General features: G+C 70.3%; 1 protein-coding gene. It reads left to right on the top strand.

Features of this window, described 5'->3' with window-relative positions; translation table 11 throughout:
* Positions 1-201 precede the first annotated feature (201 nt).
* Entirely contained in the window at positions 202-996 is a 795-nt protein-coding gene (locus DY218_RS24270; RefSeq protein WP_128558273.1) for a DsbA family protein, read from the top strand.
* Positions 997-1,138: the final 142 nt, after the last annotated feature.

Below are 1,138 nucleotides of genomic sequence, written 5' to 3'. Positions count from 1 at the left end.
GCCCGAGCGGGCCCGGCGGCTGCCGCGCCCCGTCCGCACCGGCCGCGCCGCCCGCGTCCGTCTCCTTGTGCACTCCGTCGCCCGGCGCGGACCACCGCGCTCCGTCCTCGCCTGAAGGAGACCGGCCACCCCGGCCGGCACCGCGCGGCCCGCCGCGCACGCGGACGAACCCCATACAGACGGAGCACGGAGAACACCATCATGAGCAAGCGGAACAGCCAGGCGGCGAAGTCGGCGGCACGCGAGCGGCTGCGCGCCGAGCGCGAGCGGCAGGCCAAGAAGGACAAGGCACGCCGGCAGATGATCGTCGCGGCCAGTGTCGTCGGCATCCTGGCCGTCGCGGGCGGCGTCGGCTACGCGGTCGTACAGGCCAACAAGCCGGGCCACTGGGAGAGCGCCAAGGACGCCAAGCTCGTCAAGCCGGCCAACACCTCGGGCAAGAACGGCACCACGGTCGTCCTCGGCAAGGACAGCGCCAAGAAGACCCTGCAGCTGTTCGAGGACTCGCGCTGCCCGGCCTGCGCCCAGTTCGAGCAGACGCTCGGCGAGACCATGAAGAAGGACATCGACGCCGGCAAGTACAAGGTCCAGTACATCGGCGCCACCTTCATCGACGGCGGGGCGGGCGGCGAGGGCTCCAAGAACGCCCTGAGCGCCCTCGGCGCGGCCCTGAACGTCGGCGAGGACGCCTTCCTCGAGTACAAGACCGCGCTCTACTCCACCAAGAACCACCCGGAGGAGTCGGACGACAAGTTCGCCGACGACAAGTACCTGATCAAGGTCGCGAACCAGGTCCCGGACCTGAAGAACAACAAGTCCTTCCAGAAGGCGGTCGAGAAGGGCACCTACGACCGCTGGGCGCTCGAGATGTCCGCCAAGTACGACGACAGCGGCGTCGAGGGCACCCCCGCGCTCAAGATGGACGGCAAGAAGATCGAGACTCCGCAGTCCCCGGAGCAGTACAACGCGGCGCTGGACAAGGCCCTCAAGGGCTGACGTCCCGAAAGGACCGACGTCCCGAGCGCTGCGCCACGGGCCGGCGCGACGAGCTGCGGCGACGAGCCGGGCCGGGCCCCGGCGACGGACGGCGGAAGGGCGGGCGAACATTCGGTGTTCGCCCGCCCTTCCGCCATACCCG

Origin of the sequence: Streptomyces triticagri, assembly GCF_003429565.1 — a bacterium.
Classification (GTDB): domain Bacteria; phylum Actinomycetota; class Actinomycetes; order Streptomycetales; family Streptomycetaceae; genus Streptomyces; species Streptomyces triticagri.
The sequence above is the reverse complement of the archived record's forward strand: the minus strand, read 5'-3'. Positions and strand labels throughout refer to the sequence as shown.